Source organism: Bradyrhizobium sp. USDA3516 (assembly GCF_057651995.1).
Window position 1 is genome coordinate 162,879 of sequence record NZ_JBYGYN010000006.1, and the last position, 16,258, is coordinate 179,136.

The 16,258-nt window shown below is 63.8% G+C and carries 15 protein-coding genes and 1 tRNA gene; 9 read left to right on the top strand and 7 right to left on the bottom strand.

Annotated features, from left to right (window positions below; translation table 11 throughout):
- Positions 1 to 56: 56 nt before the first annotated feature.
- On the bottom strand, positions 57 to 419 hold the full coding sequence (locus AC24YW_RS20215) for a hypothetical protein (RefSeq protein WP_487484366.1): 363 nt from the start codon (positions 417 to 419) through the stop codon (positions 57 to 59).
- Between the two features lie 144 nt (positions 420 to 563).
- Here AC24YW_RS20215 and AC24YW_RS20220 point away from each other — a divergent pair, with 144 nt between their 5' ends.
- Positions 564 to 1,205 (top strand): cation efflux transmembrane domain-containing protein, encoded by a 642-nt coding sequence (locus tag AC24YW_RS20220; protein WP_487484626.1) that lies wholly within the window; start codon positions 564 to 566, stop codon positions 1,203 to 1,205.
- 445 nt (positions 1,206 to 1,650) lie between these two features.
- Positions 1,651 to 2,541 (top strand): hypothetical protein, encoded by an 891-nt coding sequence (locus tag AC24YW_RS20225; RefSeq protein ID WP_487484367.1) that lies wholly within the window; start codon positions 1,651 to 1,653, stop codon positions 2,539 to 2,541.
- A gap of 19 nt (positions 2,542 to 2,560) precedes the next feature.
- Here the strand turns inward: AC24YW_RS20225 and AC24YW_RS20230 are convergent, their stop codons facing one another.
- From AC24YW_RS20230 to AC24YW_RS20240, 3 genes are all read right to left on the bottom strand, one after another.
- Positions 2,561 to 3,376 carry an alpha/beta fold hydrolase gene (locus AC24YW_RS20230; protein ID WP_487484368.1) on the bottom strand — a complete coding sequence of 272 codons (816 nt, stop codon included), beginning with the start codon at positions 3,374 to 3,376 and terminating at the stop codon, positions 2,561 to 2,563.
- Between the two features lie 38 nt (positions 3,377 to 3,414).
- A complete protein-coding gene (gene pepT / locus AC24YW_RS20235; RefSeq protein ID WP_487484369.1) occupies positions 3,415 to 4,665 on the bottom strand; it encodes a peptidase T in 1,251 nt (416 codons plus the stop codon).
- A 96-nt stretch (positions 4,666 to 4,761) separates the two neighbouring features.
- Positions 4,762 to 5,091: an HU family DNA-binding protein gene (locus tag AC24YW_RS20240; protein ID WP_487484370.1), complete on the bottom strand. Its 330-nt coding sequence runs from the start codon at positions 5,089 to 5,091 to the stop codon at positions 4,762 to 4,764.
- 232 nt (positions 5,092 to 5,323) lie between these two features.
- Between AC24YW_RS20240 and AC24YW_RS20245 the strand changes: the two genes are divergently transcribed.
- Positions 5,324 to 5,400: transfer RNA gene (locus AC24YW_RS20245), tRNA-Asp, on the top strand.
- A gap of 101 nt (positions 5,401 to 5,501) precedes the next feature.
- On the opposite strand, the gene AC24YW_RS20250 is transcribed toward AC24YW_RS20245, so the two are convergent.
- Both AC24YW_RS20250 and AC24YW_RS20255 read right to left on the bottom strand, forming a co-directional pair.
- The gene (locus AC24YW_RS20250) at positions 5,502 to 7,007 is read right to left on the bottom strand and encodes a caspase family protein (protein ID WP_487484371.1); all 1,506 of its coding nucleotides are present in this window, start codon (positions 7,005 to 7,007) and stop codon (positions 5,502 to 5,504) included.
- Positions 7,008 to 7,017: 10 nt separating this feature from the next.
- Positions 7,018 to 9,213, bottom strand: a complete 2,196-nt coding sequence (locus tag AC24YW_RS20255) for a caspase family protein (protein WP_487484372.1) — start codon at positions 9,211 to 9,213, stop codon at positions 7,018 to 7,020.
- 238 nt (positions 9,214 to 9,451) lie between these two features.
- Here AC24YW_RS20255 and AC24YW_RS20260 point away from each other — a divergent pair, with 238 nt between their 5' ends.
- Positions 9,452 to 9,703 carry a hypothetical protein gene (locus tag AC24YW_RS20260; RefSeq protein WP_487484373.1) on the top strand — a complete coding sequence of 84 codons (252 nt, stop codon included), beginning with the start codon at positions 9,452 to 9,454 and terminating at the stop codon, positions 9,701 to 9,703.
- Positions 9,704 to 10,095: 392 nt separating this feature from the next.
- Entirely contained in the window at positions 10,096 to 11,013 is a 918-nt protein-coding gene (locus AC24YW_RS20265; RefSeq protein WP_487484374.1) for a hypothetical protein, read from the top strand.
- Positions 11,014 to 11,177: 164 nt separating this feature from the next.
- Here AC24YW_RS20265 and AC24YW_RS20270 read toward each other — a convergent pair whose 3' ends face one another.
- The gene (locus tag AC24YW_RS20270) at positions 11,178 to 11,381 is read right to left on the bottom strand and encodes a hypothetical protein (protein ID WP_036010204.1); all 204 of its coding nucleotides are present in this window, start codon (positions 11,379 to 11,381) and stop codon (positions 11,178 to 11,180) included.
- 358 nt (positions 11,382 to 11,739) lie between these two features.
- On the opposite strand from AC24YW_RS20270, the gene AC24YW_RS20275 reads away from it, so the two are divergent.
- The 4 genes from AC24YW_RS20275 to AC24YW_RS20290 all read left to right on the top strand — a co-directional run bounded on the left by AC24YW_RS20275 (position 11,740) and on the right by AC24YW_RS20290 (position 16,257).
- A complete protein-coding gene (locus tag AC24YW_RS20275; RefSeq protein WP_487484627.1) occupies positions 11,740 to 13,992 on the top strand; it encodes a TonB-dependent siderophore receptor in 2,253 nt (750 codons plus the stop codon).
- A gap of 695 nt (positions 13,993 to 14,687) precedes the next feature.
- Positions 14,688 to 15,053, top strand: a complete 366-nt coding sequence (locus tag AC24YW_RS20280; RefSeq protein WP_008136158.1) for an NADH-quinone oxidoreductase subunit A — start codon at positions 14,688 to 14,690, stop codon at positions 15,051 to 15,053.
- On the top strand, positions 15,044 to 15,634 hold the full coding sequence (locus tag AC24YW_RS20285) for a NuoB/complex I 20 kDa subunit family protein (RefSeq protein ID WP_487484375.1): 591 nt from the start codon (positions 15,044 to 15,046) through the stop codon (positions 15,632 to 15,634). Before AC24YW_RS20280 ends, AC24YW_RS20285 begins: the two co-directional genes overlap by 10 nt.
- A gap of 11 nt (positions 15,635 to 15,645) precedes the next feature.
- Positions 15,646 to 16,257 (top strand): NADH-quinone oxidoreductase subunit C, encoded by a 612-nt coding sequence (locus tag AC24YW_RS20290; protein ID WP_487484376.1) that lies wholly within the window; start codon positions 15,646 to 15,648, stop codon positions 16,255 to 16,257.
- Position 16,258: the final 1 nt, after the last annotated feature.

The following is a 16,258-nucleotide window of genomic DNA, read 5'->3' on the forward strand; positions in this document are numbered from 1 at the left end:
CGAAGATGACCTGTGAGCAATCGCATCGTAGGCGCGCGGGCGCCCGGCTGATCAGTTCAGGTCAGGTGTCTGGGGGGCGGCGATTCGGTATCGGGATCGATGCCGATCGAGGCGGGCTCGCGAGATGACGTTGGCACGGTGTGCAGATGGATCGCCGTAGCCGGTTCGATGTGCTGGGCGACGGTCACAGAGAAGCAACCGTGGCAATGATGTGCCGCAATCGTCTTGCCTTCGCCGTCGCAAGGCACAACGGTCGTCGAGACAATGTGTGCTTGACCGAATGGGCTGGCCACATCGACGCATTGGCCGGCATGCAGGGCGCCCGACAGCAGATACAGCAGCGCGCAAACCACCGCCAAGGACCCGCGCCAATTGCGCGGGCGGAACACCTTGCTGACAGACCGGCGGATCGAAAACACGCTGTCACTCTCCTTGACCTCAAGCTGCCTAGCAGGGTCGGGGAACAGTGTCGACCCGCAACAATGTTACGTGTGGGGAACTTGATGTCGCGGCCAGGCCGGCCGCGTGTTGTGCGGAGGGGGGCATCGCTCTATCTTGTCGGCATGGCCGACGCATGCTGCTCACCGCCGCCGCTGGATCTTGATCGCCATCGCGGCAGCAAGCCCTATCGTCGCGTGCTCTGGGCCGTGCTCGCCATCAACGCCGTCATGTTCCTGGTTGAGATCGGCGCGGGCCTCGCCGCCGGATCAGCGTCGCTTCAGGCGGACGCGTTGGATTTCCTCGGCGACGCTGCGAACTACGCGATCAGCCTTCTGGTTGTCGGCATGGCACTTCGCTATCGCGCTGCCGCGGCGCTCGCGAAGGGGCTGACGATGGGCGCCTTTGGCCTGTGGGTCGTCGGCACGGTGATTTGGCATGCCGTTCATGGCACGTTGCCGAGCGCGTTTACCATGGGGACGGTCGGCGTGGCGGCCCTTGCCGCCAACGCGGCCTCGTTCGGCCTATTGTGGGCCTATCGCAAGGGCGACGCCAATATGCGCTCCGCCTGGATCTGTACCCGCAACGATGTGCTTGGCAACGTTGCCGTGCTGCTGGCCGCCCTCGGTGTGTTCGGCACTGGCACGGGATGGCCCGACGTGATCGTGGCCGCCATCATGGCCGGCCTTGCGCTTCAGGGCGCGGTCGTCGTCGCCCAGCAATCCACCGCGGAGTTGAGGGCGCGTCCAGCTTTGCGGTTGCCGTGACCGCCATGGACATGGAAAGACCGGATAGGTTGGGTTGGGCGGCGTCCGCCGCACCCATTCGAGCGGCTCTCACTGCCGGGCCTTCTCCCGGAATGCATTCGCCTGATGCGGGCACGCCGTTCTGCGGCCCACGCGCCTCTCCTGATCTGCAGGTTCCGCCCTGATCACATCATTGCCGGCCGTGACGCGGAAAGGCCCCAGCCGGACGAGCCGGCTGAGGCCTCATGTGCTCACAATCTCTATCCCTAGGACTTGGACAGGCAACCCGCATCTTCCAAGTTCGTTCCATACGATCTGTCCAATTTGGAACGTTCCTCACATCTCGCGATTAGCAAAAAGAGAAACTGAGGAGGACGGACAATGGACGGACTGATTTATCTGATCGGCTTGATCGTCGTCATCATGGCGATCCTGTCGTTCTTCGGCCTGCGCTGAGAGCGCCACGATGACGGTCGAAACTCTGATGCGGGAAGAGGTCATCGAAGGCGGCCTGGCAGCCGAGGCGCCTCGAACGATCCAGTGGAGCTCGGTGTTTGCGGGCGCTCTTGCTGCGAGCGCAATGTCGTTCATCCTGATCGGTTTTGGTGTCGCGGTGGGCCTCGGTGTCAGTTCGGCCTCGCCGACCTGGCGCGATGCGTCGGCGGCGCTGGCACTGCTGTCGGGACTGTATCTGATCATCCAGGCGATCGTCAGTTTCGGCTTTGGCGGCTACGTCGCCGGCCGGACCACCCGGCCCGAGCCCGCGCTCGCAACGATCGAGGATGACGGCGAGCGGCGGGACGGGCTTCACGGGCTGACCGCCTGGGCGCTGGCGGTCCTGGCCGGCGCGGCGCTGCTGGCGCTTCTCGGCGCCGCCGCGATCGACCGTTCGCCCATGCGCATTTCGGCGAGCAACACCTCGGCGGCCGAGCCCTTGTTGAGCTATGAGCTCGACAAGCTGTTCCGGGCGCCACGCCGCGCACCGAACACCGACCTGAGGGAAGCGCGCGCCGAAGCCGGACGCATCCTGATGACCTCGTCCAGCCACAGCGGCGTCAGCACCGATGACCGGGCCTATCTCGTGCAACAGGTCGCCGCCGTGACGGGACTGGCGGCCCCCGATGCCGAGCGGCGGGTCAATGCGCTGATCGCAGACTCCAAGACGGCCATCGATCGCGCGCGACGCAACTCGATCATCGTGGCGTTCTCGGTCGCGGCCGCGACCCTGATCGGCGCCGCGGTGGCCTGGGCTGCAGCCGTTGCCGGCGGCCGGCACCGTGATGGCGCACCGTTGCCGAGCTGGATGGCGAGCGCCAACCGCTTCCACCGCAATCCGCGCGCAATGCCGGTCCCGTAGGCCAGATCCAGGGGTGGACCTATCTGTCCGCCCCCGCATGTCGCTGAACGAATTCGGCAACGAGAGCTGTGATCTCCGCCGGGCGCTCCAGGCTCGGAAGATGGGCCACACCACGCAGCTCACGGCCTTCCGCGCCCGGAATTGCCGCGACAAGATGACGGCAGCGGTCCTTCACATAGGGGAAATCGAGGTCACCCCATATGATGAAGGTCGGCACTGCGATTTCATGAAGCCGGTTGAAGAAGGGTCTGATGTCGATGTCCGATCCGAAAGGTGGCGAGCGGAGCGCGATGCCGTTCATATCGAGGAACAGGTCGCGAGCCGGACCGCCAACGCGACCTTCGGCAGCCCGTGGTCCGTCCAGCCAGAGGCGCGCCTTCATCGCGTTCATCCGATCGAGATCGCCTGACGCTTCGATCTCCTTCCATCGCATCATCAGCGTCTCGATGTCGGCGGGATAGACCGGATCGGGTGCACCCGCGACGTTGGGGGCGATCAGAACCAGGGCGCGAACGCGCGAGGGATGCCGGACGGCGGCATCAAGCGCGATGCGCCCGCCGAGTGAGCAGCCGACGAGGATGGCGGGCTCGCCGCCTGCGGTTGCATCCAGCACTGCGAGGAGATCGGCGAACGCGGAAAAGTCTTCGGGCTCGGCGCGGGTTTCGCCGAACCCGCGTCGGTCATACCCGACCGCCCTGTGCGTGGCGCTCAGTTCATCGAATTGAGCGCGCCACATGCGCCTGTCGCACACATTCGCATGAAGAAAGACCACGGCAGGGCCGTCGCCCGCCACTTCTGTCGCAAGGCTGGCACGGCCGGATGCGACGTATTGCATCGAAGCGCGGTGATTTCTCATTCCGGTCGCGTCGCGCTTCAGGCCTTCTCTTCCCAGATCACCGCCAGATGCACGATGGTCTGCACCGCCTTTTCCATGTCCTGCCGGCTGACCCATTCGAGCCGCGAATGAAACGCGTGCTCGCCGGCGAAGATGTTGGGGCAGGGCAGGCCCATGAAGGAGAGGCGCGAGCCGTCGGTGCCGCCGCGGATCGCGGTGCGCATCGGGCGCAGGCCGGCGCGGCGGATCGCCTCGATGGCGTATTCGAGCACGTGCGGGTGACGATCGATCACCTGCTTCATGTTGCGATACTGCTCCTTGACCTCGAACGTGTAGGTCGAGCGCGGATAGTCCTTCATCACGTCCTTGACGATGCCCTCGAGCAGCGCCTCCTTCTCCTTCAGCCCTTCCTCGGTGAAGTCGCGGACGATGAAAGAAAGCGTCGCCTGTTCGAGCGCGCCGTCGATGCCGATCGGATGTAGAAAACCCTGCTTGCCCGAGGTGGTCTCGGGCGAGCAGCCCTCCTTCGGCAGACGCTCGACGATGGCGGCTGCGATCTTGATGGCGTGCTCCATCTTGCCCTTGGCGTAGCCGGGATGGGCGCTGACGCCGTTGATGGTGATGGTGGCGCCGTCGGCCGAGAAGGTCTCGTCCTCGACGCAGCCGGCGCTCTCGCCGTCCATGGTGTAGCCGAAATCGGCGCCCAGCTTGTTCAGGTCGACGTTGTCGACGCCGCGGCCGATCTCCTCGTCCGGCGTGAACAGGATCTTGATGGTGCCGTGCTTCACGTCGGGATTGTTGATGAAGAAATGCGCGGCATCCATGATCTCGGCGACGCCGGCCTTGTTGTCGGCGCCCAATAGCGTGGTGCCGTCGGTGGTGATGATGTCGTTGCCGATCTGGTTCTTCAGCGCGGGGTGCTCGTTGAAGCGGATCACCTGGCTGGTGTCGCCGGGCAGGACGATGTCGTCGCCGCGATAGTTCTTCACGATTTGCGGCTTGACGCCCTTGCCGGTGACGTCGGGCGAGGTGTCCATGTGCGAGCAGAAGCAGATCACCGGCACCTTCTTGTCGGTATTGGCCGGGATCGTTGCGTAGACGTAGCCGTAATCGTCGAGATGCGCGTCCGCAACGCCCATGGCCTTCAGCTCGGCCGCGAGCACGCGGCCGAGATCCTTCTGCTTCTCGGTCGACGGCGAGCTGGGAGATGCCGGATCGGACTGGGTATCGATGGTGACGTAGCGCAGGAAGCGCTCGGTCACGGTGTGCGAAAAGGAGAGGGAGGACATTTCTGATCAAACCGCCGGATGTTCGGGAAGCTGGCGGTATATCAGAAAAGCGGGCCGTGATGCGGCCGGAACGGGCTCGGGTCAGGCCTTAGTGGCTCAGATGGCCTCCTTCAGTTCCTTCACCGGGCGGAACGCGACCTTCCTGGTGGCCTTGATGTGGATCGCTTCGCCGGTGGAAGGATTGCGGCCGGTGCGGGCGGCGCGCTTGCGGACCTGAAGGATGCCGAGGCCGACGATGCGGACCCGGTCGCCCTTCTTGAGGTGCTTGGTGATCAGATCGACCATGTCGGTCAGGACGGCCTCGGCATGCTTCTTGGACACCTCCTGGCGCTCGGCAATGTCGGCGGCGAGGTGCTTGAGCGTGATGGTGGCGGACGCGGCTGCCTTCTTCGCCGAATCCTTCTTAGCCGCATCCTTCTTAGCCATGTCTGGCCTCCTCGATCTTGCAGGTTTGTCCAGGGAGACGGCCCCTAACGCGCAAGTTCCCGGAGGCGTAGACGATTCGGGAGCGGACTGACTACGCCGCCGGCGTTGCCGAGGGCCGCGTTCGTGTGTGCCAGCAGTGGAATCCGCCGGTTTGGGTTGCGGATGCAACATCCTTGACTTCACCAGATCGGGCCTTTAAGTCCCCCCTCGTTCCGCAGACATTGCGTGTCACGCGGGAGTAGCTCAGTTGGTTAGAGCGCCGGCCTGTCACGCCGGAGGTCGCGGGTTCGAGCCCCGTCTCTCGCGCCATTTTTGGCAAATAGATCAAATAGTTGCTGTCTACTGGTAGCCAAAAGCGCCGCTTGGACTGCTGTTTCATCCCGATCGCTTCCTTCCCCGCCAGAATACGTCTATTTCGGCTTGGACTCCTCGATATGCGCGAGGATGCGCCGAGCGTCCGCGCTGCCGGCCTGCGCCGCCTTGGCCAGGAGCCGCCTGGCCTCGGCAAGGTCCCTTCGGCCGCCGATTCCGTTGGCGTTGCATCGGGCGAGATTGACCAGAGCTTCGAGCCCGCCCATCGCGGCGCCCCTCTGGTACAGCGCCCGAGCCGATTTCAGGTCTCGTCTGGCTCCCAGCCCCTTCTCGGCAAGCTCCCCCATCCTGTTGATGGCCGTCGCATCGCCGAGCTCGGCGGCCCGCTGGTACAACGCATAGGCCTTTGCGGGATCGCTGGCCGCGCCGATTCCACGCTCCTGCTGTAGGCCGAGGCTGACGAGTGCTGGCGCAATCTTCTTCTCGGCGGCCATCTCATAGTAGAAGCGCGAGCGGGCGGGATCTTTCTCGACGCCGTTGCCGTTCTCATACATCAATCCGAGCTCGTAGAGCGCGCGTGCGTTGCCGAGCTCGGATGCCGCCTTGTAGCTCGCCATCGCTCCGGCGTAATCGCGCATGGCCAACAATGAACGCCCGAGCTGGTAGTGCAGGCGGTCTGCCCCTGGCGACCGCTTGACCGCCTCCACACATGCCGCAACCGCGCGCGCCGCCTTTGTATCGTCCCGCGTCTCGCCTTGGTCGGTGCCGATCGCCATCGAATCCGCGAGCCCGGCAGCGGAGTTGTCGCAGTGCTGCATGACGGCGGTATCGTCCTGAACGAGTTGCTTGACGGGATGGAGATAGATCTTGTCCTTGGAAAGCTGACCGTACATGTAGGGCGTCTGCTTCCGGTGCGTTGCCTGCCGAACCTCGTCGCGAACGTTGCGAAACACGAAGTTGATCTCGAGGTCGGCCTGCCGGAGGTATTTCAGCAGCGCCGCAGCGAAAGGGCTGTTGCGGCCTTCGCCCTCTTCCGCGGTCCGCCCCGGCTCCGCCGGAAAGAACACGAGCGTGTTGCGGATCGGTGCGCTTCCGGCTGAGGTCAGGGAAGCGCTGCTGCGGCGGCCATTCGGTATGGCAGGGAACGGGTTCTCGCGCATGGCATCCAGGATCACCAGACCCAGCCTGCGAGCCCGCCCGGCGGCAGCGGTCACCGCAGCCAGGGGAACGGTCTCTGCGTTGGCCGACTCGGGTGTCGCCAGATGCGCATCGACGGGGATCAGGTAACTGCCGACACCGGCAGCTGCGCTGTATCCGGAAAAATAGAAGACCGCGATGTCCGCAGCGGCGGACTTCTCGGTGAAGGCGACGAGCCCCACGCGCAGATCGTCGATGGTCGTGTTTTTGCGCAGATCGACCTCGAAGCCGAGACCGGTGAGAGCCGCGGCAATGTCCTCTGCATCGTTGACGGGAGAGCCGAGCGACGGCGCGTTCGCGTAGCTCGCGTTTCCAATGACCAAGGCGATACGGCCGTTGGAAGCTTCTGCTTCGGCGTCGAAGAGGAGCCCGATGGCAATGAACAGGGCCAGCCAGCGCAAGATCAAGTCGCGTCCCTCAGTCGATGACGGAATGGGGTTGCCGCCTGATCCAGTCGCGATAAGTGAGGAAATCGAGGTCGAGCAGACCATAGTCGACGCGCAGAAACCCGTCCACTCCGGACGACACCGCCGCGGGAGTCTGCCGCGCGACCTCTTGCGCCATCACGCCGACATAGAACCTGGCATCGCCCTTGTATCGATAGCGATAAAGACGGAGGCCAGTATCGGTCCAGCCGAGGGCCGTGATGTCCTCCTTGAGGCGGATGTCGGATGGAATGGTGACGCGGCTCGCAGCATTCGAAGCGGCGGCAGAGGCCGCTCTGCTGGCCGCGCTTGACGCCGCGCTCGAGGCTGATCGGCTGGCCGCGCTCGACGCCGCGGCTGATGCCGCCTGCGATGCCGCCCGGCTTGCTGCGCTCGACGCGGCATTGCTCACCGCAGTCGAAACGGCATTGCTGACCACGTTGCCGACGACGTTGCTGACGACGCCGCTGACCACATTGCCGACATTCTGGTTCACGCGTGCAACCACTCGCCGATATTCGCGATTGCGAACCTTTTCCTCTTCCGAGCGGGTGTAGGCGGAAACCAGCAGCCCGCGCCTGCGCGCCTCGGACACCGCGTTGATCATGCATCCCTTGGGATTGCCCTTGGACCGGCAAAGCTGGAATTGAAGCTGGACGTAGTCGGGGTATTTTTTGATGGATCTGGAGCACGCCCCGGAATCGCCGTCGAAGCAGGCGTTCACGTCGCTATCGTGCGCTGATTGCAGCATCAGTTCGGTGGAATTGACCGGTCGCAGGGCAAGGTCGCTGCCCGGCGGCAGGCGGTTATGGCGCGAGCTCGGATAGCGCTCGGCAAACCGGCCAACCACGCTCTTGTCGCGTGATTCCTTCAGGACGTCCCATGCCTTCTCGACCGCCTCCGAATTGCCGGTGGTCGTGTCGGCCGAGGCGAGCCGATAGCTCGCCGGTGGCGGACCGGGCATGTCGATCTGCCCGGTGGCTTGGCCCGGTTTGGCCGATTTCTCGAGCGAAGCCAGCGCGAGGCGGGCGCTCTCGACATGCTCGCCAAATGGATAGAGATCCAGATAGGCGCGGTACGCCGCGAGCGACTTCTGTCGCTCGACGATCTTCCAGGCGTTCGTTTCAGCGGTCTGCAACTGCGCAATGCGCTGGTCGATTTCGGCCGTATGCGCGCTCGCCGGGAATTGCTGGGCGAAGCGGCGCAAGGTCGCGATCTCGTTGGTCGAGCGGACGAACTCCCAGGCGAGCTGCTCGGCATCTGCTCCACCATCGCCGTTTGCGACGGCGGCTTCGCCGTTGAGATAGATGTCGCCCTTCGGCAGCGTCCCGTAGATCGCCGGCTCTTGTGTCCCGGTCTCCTTCCAGACTTCGTCGTGCACGATCCGGAACAGATAGTTGATCTCGAGTTGTGGCGTTTCGATATGGCGCAGGAGTGAGCCGGAGTAGGGGCTGTTCCGCCCGGCCCCGTCGCTCGCCGTCGTGCCGGCTGCGGCCGCAAAGGCAACGAGCACGTTGTCGCTCACCTCGACAGGGGCAAGACCGCGCGTGTCGGGCGCGAAATGGGTCGGGGCCCGGGACGTGCCGGACACTGGGGCGGCCGCCTTCGATGGCCGCGACGACAGCGCGCGTCCCGCGGCGGCGACCTTCGTCGTTTCGAACGGGTCGTTGCGACAGGCGTCGAGAACCACGAGGCCGATGATCTTCGGCATCACGGAGATATCGATCAAGGTCTCGAGATTGATCGCCTCGGCATAGACATCGATCTCGGACTTGATTTCGGCATCGACCGGAATCAGCCAGTTCTTTCCGTCCATTTCGACGCCATGGCCTGCGAAGAAGATCACCGCCTTGTCGGCCGTCTTCGCCGCATTGCCGAATTCGATGAGGGCCTGCCGGAAATGATTGTAGTCGAGGTCGGCGAGGTGCCTGACGGAATATCCCAGACGACCCAGCGACGTCGCCATGTCGGCGGCGTCGTTGGCCGGGTTGATGAGTTTTGGGACCTTGCGATAGTTGCTGTTGCCGACGACGAGCGCGATCCTGTCTTCAGCAGCCGCCTGCAGTATTGTCGAAACCAGCATCGACAACGCTACGCAGCCCAGAACGGCGATCCGGCGTGCCAGAACCTGCAACTTGAAGACGGGACGCGCGCTTGCGAGAACGAAGATCCCGAAATGACGAGGCATCGGCAGAAACTCAGAAAATGAAAAATCGAACAAACGGACTTGGGCGGCTTGTCCGTGGATTTTACATCAAGGGACGCTGGATGACGACATCAAAGGCCCCCGTGTTCAGGACTTCGTGAACCGGCACCTGCGATGCTTCGACCAAGAGGCTGCACGTCGCGAGCGATGAAACCAGTCGCGCTGCGCTGGTGTTGATGGCGCGGGCGACCGGGGCCGGCGACATCTTCGGAGACTGCGGATGACCAGGACAGTCAAGTTCGCCCGGGCGCCAATTCTCGCGCTTCCGCTGCTCGCCGCATTGTGCAGCGTGGCGCGCTGCAATGATCCGGCGGAGTCGTCACGCGACTCGATCATCCAGAACGTTCGTGAGGACGTGCGGCGACACATTCGGGCACGGGAAGCAGGCAAGGCCACGAAACGTCCGGAAGAGAGCCAAGCGGCAACGCAGATTCGTGTCACAAAGAAGCGAAACCGCGCGAGGGTGGAGTAGAGGGAGATCGCCGCGCACCCTGTGGCCCGGGAAAGTGTTGCAATTGAGCATCAGGTGGGCGCGGTTGATGGACCCGCCCCCACAATTCAGCGAATCGGGTGAAGACGCGGCGGGTGCTGTGCCAATAAAACTCTGCGCCTGAAGCTTGCGGGAATTTGCCTCCCGCGGCTCGGGCTGAACCAGCAGGGGGTTGATCGAAGACCATGAGGGCAGGAATTCTCCTCCGCGGCTTTGCCGTGGCCGTACCTTTTTTGCTTAGTCTGTTTGCGACGCGAGCGGCCTCGGCACAGGAGGTCAATGTTCCGCAGCAAGTCATCAACAACACCGTCCAGAACATCATCCAGAACGTCCGCGACCAGATTCAGCATCGCAGGGTCGTTGCTCCTCCTGGAATGCTGCGCTTCAGCGGCGAGGAGTCGGATCTCGACCGTCGTGATCCGTTCGCCGCCAGGGGCGTCAGCAATCCGTTCGGTGCGCTGGCCTACGCCAAGGCTCCGGCACTTGCAGCGCCGCCCCCGGCGGCCTGGCTTTACGGCGTGAACCTCGTCGGCAGTGGCGACAGTGCGCAATCGAGCGGGGTCCAGGTCAGCGTTGCGACGGTGACCGGCGCGGTCGATGTGACCAAGATCGGTATCTTCACTGCCACCGACGCGCTGACCTTCATCGGGACTGGCTCCCACTCGTGGGCGCACACCTTCACGAATGGCGGACTGATTACCGATGGTTCAATTCCATCGACTTCCGGCACCCTGTCGTATCTCAACGGCGGTTTCTCGACTGACTTCACCGCGCTCGCGAGCTGGACTCGCAGCACATCCAATCTGCCCCTTGCCGCGACCGCGGAGGGCAGCGGCATCGCCTATACCTGGAACGGCCAATACCGGTTCGACTTCCCCTATACCGTGTGGTTCGAGCCCACGGTCGGCGTAACCTATTCGGAGAGCTATACCGCCAATTTCGGCAGCAAGACGGGCGATTCAACCGAATTTCACGGTGGCATGCGCGTCGGATTCGAGGCGGACTGGCTGGGCTTCAAGGTTCAGCCGTCGATCTCGGGTCAGTACTACAGGATCGTGGATGCGAGCGGCGCCGGCGCCGTGGGCGGTGCGGTCCCCGTTGCGGCCGGCATGATCGGTACCAATGGCCTTCGCGGTTCCGCAAAGGTCAACGTGCTCTGGACGCCGCAGCTGTCGTCCTACCTCGAAGTTCATGGCAGCAGCATCACCGTGCCGGACCCGCTTCTGCCCGGAGTTGGGGGACTCGGAACCTCGATCGCCGGTACTCAGGCCGGCCTCCGCTACACTTGGTAAAGTGACCTCGAAGACGGATGCCCGCCTGCCCGGCGGGCATCTTCTTGCGCTCCTCTCGCGTCTGGCGGAGACAACATCCCCCACGGCGCCGTCGCATGGGCGAAACCAAACGAAATGCCGCCCGAAGGCGGCCTTTGGTATCAAACCGGACCTTTTTCGGTGGTTCAGCGGATCTCCGACGTCCCGGCGCTCGTCACCACCACCGGCTTGCCGGCCTTGATGACCTGGGTGGACTGGGCGGTCTGGCTGTAATCGGCATGGGTGCGGGCGGCGATCCCGAAGCCGGCCACGGCGATGCCGGCCACCAGCGCCACCACCACGATCTTCAGGTGGGTCGCACGATCAGCAGAATGAATTGAGTGGTTCATCTGAGCCTCCCGACGGGCTTTGCCGTCGTCTATGGGCTCACCTTCTAAGGGCTGTCTGTTTCCGGATGGTTTCGCGGGTTCCGCAAAATGGTTTCATCTCCCGCCTGGCGGGGCTCGTCCGGAATGGAGTTGGAGGCGGCGCCTTTCCGAGGCCTGGCATGTCGATCGGGAGCGAGGACGCCCTGCAGGCGGCGGACGCCTCATCTGGAGGACTTCTAAGAGCCGTTCTAAGAAGCTTTCAATTAGGGAAATCGCGCGCCCTCACATAAGCGTCGCCGTAAGCGCATGCTGTTCCGGGGACAGGCGGCATGACGCATCGAACATGCAGCTTCGGGGTGGCGCGTTGAACAGTCTTGGAATGCTGCGGTCGGCCGTGTTGGCGACCGCATCCGCTTGGGTCTTGATGCCTCAGGCATTGCTTGCACAATCTTCGGCGCAGGGTGGCGCGCAGACCATTCCGCCGGTGACTGTCACGGCGCCGGAAGCGCGCCGCCGCGCCGCGGCGACGCCCCAGCGCCGCGCGACGCGAACCTCGGTGCAGACCCCCGCCACGAACAGGCCGCAGCCACGGCGCGAGGTCGGCTTTGTCGAGACGCCGCGCGGGCCGTTGAACGGCTACGTCGCCGGCCGCAGTTCGTCGGGCACCAAGACCAACACGCCGATCATGGAGACGCCGCAGGCGGTGTCCGTCATCGGCGCCGAGCAGATCCGCGACCAGAAGCCGAACAAGCTCGACGAGGTCCTGCGCTACACCGCCGGCGTGCGCGCAGGGACCTTCGGTGCGGACACGCGCAACGATTGGTGGCTGATCCGCGGCTTCAAGTCCGATGACATCGGCCTGTTTCTCGACGGCATGCAGCTGTTCTATACGGCCTATGCGAGCTGGCGTCTGCCGCCGTCCAACATGGAACGCGTCGAGGTGCTGCGCGGTCCGTCCGCCGTGCTCTATGGCGGATCGAGCCCGAGCGGCATCGTCAACGTGATCAGCAAGATGCCGCCGGCAGAGCCGATCCGCTACATCGAGACCGGCGTCAATAACTTCGGCAACGCCTATGTCGGCTTCGATGTCGGCGGGCCGGTCGCGACGCAGCCCCAGGACGGAAAGCTGTTCTACCGAGTGGTCGGCGAGGTCAGGAACGGTGGCACGCAGGTCGACTTCACGCCGGACAACAACTACTTCATCGCACCGTCCTTCACCTGGAAGCCTGATGCCGATACGACCTTCACGGTTCTCGCCTCGGCCTCGAAGACGGACACGAGGGGTATCAACTTCCTGCCGTACCAGGGCACGGTGACCAATGCGCCGTTCGGCAAGATCCCGACCAGCTTCTTCGCCGGCGATCCCGGTGTCGACAAGTTCACGCGCGAGCAGGAGATGCTCGGCTATCAGTTCGAGCGCCATCTCACCGACGATCTCACGTTCCGTCAGAATGCGCGGTTCGCGCACGTCGATGTGACCTATCGCGGCTACGTCGGCAGCGGCTATACCAATGCGACGGCCGGCGACCTCTTCCGTTATAATTGGTACGCGAAGGACACGGCCAACCAGGCCAATCTCGACAACCAGTCGGAGTATCGTTTCGGCACCGGACCGGTGAAGCACACGATGCTGTTCGGCGTCGATCTGAGAGGTTATCAGATCGACGACTATCAAGCTTTCAACTTCTTCGGAGTTCCGTCAATCAACGCCTTGAATCCGGCGTATGGCGTCGGTGACATTCCCATCACCGGCGATCCGTTCAGAAATTTCCGGATCACGCAGAAGCAGGCCGGCATCTATCTTCAGGATCAGATGAAGCTCGGCAACTTCACGCTGGTGCTGAGCGGTCGCAATGACTGGGTCGAGACGACTCAGGCCGCTCGTGATACCGGCGCCACAATCGCCAGCCGCGACGACAGCAGGTTCAGCGGGCGCGCTGGATTGATCTACAATTTCGACAATGGCATCGCGCCTTACGTCTCCTATGCGACGAGCTACAACCCGGTCATCGGTCTGAACGCCCAGAACCAGCTGTTTCTGCCGGAGACCGGGCAGCAGACCGAGATCGGCGTGAAGGTCGCCCCCAAAGGGTTCGACGGCTATTTCACGGCCTCGGTGTTCGACCTGAAGCGCCAGAACGTGGCGACCACCGCGGGCACGGCGATCTTGCAGAACCAGACCGGCGAGGTGACCTCTCGCGGCATCGAGCTCGAAGCCGTGGCCAATGCCACTAGGGAACTGAAGCTGATCGGCGCCTTCACCGCCTATCACCTCTTCAACAGCCGGGATCTCGACCCGAGCCTGGTCGGCAAGACGCCGACCAACACGCCCGAGCTGCTGGTGTCGGGTTGGGCCGACTACACCTTCAAGGATGGTCCGCTCGCAGGGTTCGGCTTCGGTGGCGGCGTACGCTATGTCGGCTCCTCCTGGGCCGACACCGCGAACACGCTCGAGGTTCCCGCGGTCGTGCTCGGCGATCTCGCGCTCCACTATGAATGGCAGAACTGGCGCACGGCGCTCAACGTCATCAACCTGACCGACAAGATCTATGTCGCGAGCTGCGCGTCGGCCACGTCCTGCTTCTACGGCGACCGTCGGCGCGTCACCGCCAGCGTCTCCTACAAATGGTGAGGACAGGCGAGGGCAGGGTCGGAAGCTCTGGGGGCTCGGAGCAACCGATCGTGATGTTCGCCCGGCTCCGCCTGGGTGTCCGCTGATCCGCCGTCACGATGAGCTCGCGGGCCATGCCCCCCGGCCCAAAGCTCATCCGAGCGCGGCGCGAGCGACCGGCAGGTCGCCGTCGCCGCGCTCGCGGCCGGCTTGGAGCCAATCGCCGATACATTCGCCGGACGAGCCCCGGTCCCGTGATGACGCATGGCTCCTCTGATTACTCTGGGCTGTGGACAGGTCTTTCCTGCACCTGAGGCGGCGGCACCAGCATTGGTGTCCTGGCGGGCCGATTGGCAAATATGTCGCCGCGACAACGGAGGGAAGTTGCCCCTGCGGCCCTGATCGCCGTGGCCGGGCGCGTTGCTGCATCAAAACCAGAGTTTTGGTCGGTCAGCGCGCAGCAAACAGCTGCCTCGGCCCGAGCGCCGCAATCTCCGAACGGCTGACCTGCGAGACCGTGGCAGCCCTTGCTGGCCATGGCGATCTGCTCCATACCAGCCGCGGGGTGATTCCGGGATTTTCACCGTTCTGGGGGCGGCAAAGGGCCTGAAAAGAGCGTGTCTTGCGCCCATTGGTGCACTGCGCTAAGGCTCAGAATAATTCCAAATCGGACGAATCCGTGGCTGTCCCGAGGCTGCGGGAAAAAGGGCTCGCCAATGAGCGGCATTCTGCAGAACTATCTTCCACTCGTGGTCTTTATAGGAGTAGCGGGCCTGATCGGTCTCGTGCTGCTGATCGCGCCCTTCATCGTGGCGTTCCAGCAGCCGGATCCGGAAAAGCTGTCAGCCTATGAGTGCGGCTTCAACGCCTTCGACGACGCCCGCATGAAGTTCGACGTCCGCTTCTATCTCGTTGCCATCCTCTTCATCATCTTCGACCTCGAGGTGGCGTTTCTGTTTCCCTGGGCGGTGGCGTTCGGCAAGCTTGGCGCGACCGGCTTCTGGTCCATGGTGGTGTTCCTCGCCGTGCTGACGGTCGGGTTCGCTTATGAATGGAAGAAAGGGGCCCTCGAATGGGATTGAACCCGGCTACGCCGTCCGCAGGTCCGGTGATCGCACCGGCCCCCAAGGGTATCCTGGATCCGTCGACCGGCAAGCCGGTCGGGGCCAATGATCCGTTTTTCCTCGAGGTCAATTCCGAGCTGTCCGACAAGGGCTTCTTCGTGGCGGCGACCGACGATCTCATCACCTGGGCGCGCACCGGCTCGTTGATGTGGATGACATTCGGTCTGGCCTGCTGCGCGGTCGAGATGATGCAGGTGTCGATGCCGCGCTACGACGTCGAGCGCTTCGGCTTCGCCCCGCGTGCCTCGCCGCGCCAGTCCGACGTGATGATTGTTGCGGGCACACTGACCAACAAGATGGCGCCGGCGCTGCGCAAGGTCTACGACCAGATGCCCGAGCCGCGCTACGTCATCTCGATGGGCTCCTGCGCCAATGGCGGCGGCTATTATCACTATTCCTACTCGGTCGTGCGCGGCTGCGACCGCATCGTGCCGATCGACATCTACGTGCCGGGCTGCCCGCCCACGGCGGAAGCGCTGCTCTACGGCGTGCTGCTGCTGCAGAAGAAGATCCGGCGCACCGGCACCATCGAACGCTAAGGTTTTACGTCATGGACGACGCCAAGCTCGACGCCCTGGGGCAGACGATCGTTAGCGCGCTTCCGGGCGCTGCGACCGGTCACTCGGTGGCCTTCAACCAGCTCACCGTGGACGTCGAGACGGCCAGGATCGTCGAGGTGGTCAAGTACCTCCGCGATGACCCGAACTGCCGGTTCGTCAACATCACCGATGTCACCGCGGTGGACTACCCGGATCGCGAGAAGCGCTTCGACGTGATCTATCATTTCCTGTCGCCGACGCTGAACGCGCGCATCCGGCTCAAGGCGCAAGCCGACGAGACCACGCAGGTGCCGTCGCTGATCGAAATCTTCCCCGGCGCCGACTGGTTCGAGCGCGAAGCCTACGACCTCTACGGCGTGTTCTTCGTCGGCCATCCCGACATGCGCCGCATCCTCACCGACTACGGCTTCGAGGGTCATCCGCTGCGCAAGGATTTCCCGCTCACCGGCTTCGTCGAGGTCCGCTACGACGACCAGGAGAAGCGGGTGGTGTACGAGCCGGTCCGGCTCAACCAGGAATTCCGCAAGTTTGATTTCTTGTCGCCCTGGGAGGGTGCGGATTATCCGCTGCCTGGCGATGAGAAAGCAGGACCGAAGGCCTGAC